The following is a 550-nucleotide window of genomic DNA, read 5'->3' on the forward strand; positions in this document are numbered from 1 at the left end:
GATCTGCATAGGGCAGGAAGTTCACTCCGCCGTGAAAGTAGACCTCCAGATTAGGCCAGATCTCAAAAAGGTTTTCTCTTCCCGAAGCTTCCAATGCATTATTCAGCAGTACCAGCATCCAGGACGGCACTCCCGCCAAACTGGTCACATTTTCCCTGATGGTCTCGTTAACGATAGCCGGCATTTTTACCTCCCAATTGCTCATGAGCGACACTTCATTGCTGGGTGTGCTGCTGTACTCTGCCCAAAAAGGCATATTGTCGATTAGAATTGCAGAAAGATCTCCGAATTGGGTGCCGTTGCGGCTATATAACTCTTTGCTGCCGCCAAGTCTCAGACTTTTTCCGTTAAAGAGTTTGGAATCGGGATTGTTGTTGAGGTACATACACAGCATGTCCTTGCCAGCGGCGTAATGACATTTTTCAAGGGAATCATCACTTACCGGTATGAATTTACTCTTTGCATTTGTGGTACCACTTGATTTCGCGAACCATTTTATGGGAGTAGGCCAAAAGATGTTGGTTTCCCCGCGGCGACTGCGCTCAATTTG

At 47.3% G+C, this 550-nt stretch carries 1 protein-coding gene; it reads right to left on the reverse strand.

Annotated elements, in window-relative coordinates:
- On the reverse strand, window positions 1-550 hold a 550-nt coding region (locus tag HC175_RS16955), incomplete at both ends, for a GH3 family acyl-acid amido synthetase (protein ID WP_168139522.1).

It is taken from the genome of Salinimicrobium oceani, from assembly GCF_012037645.1.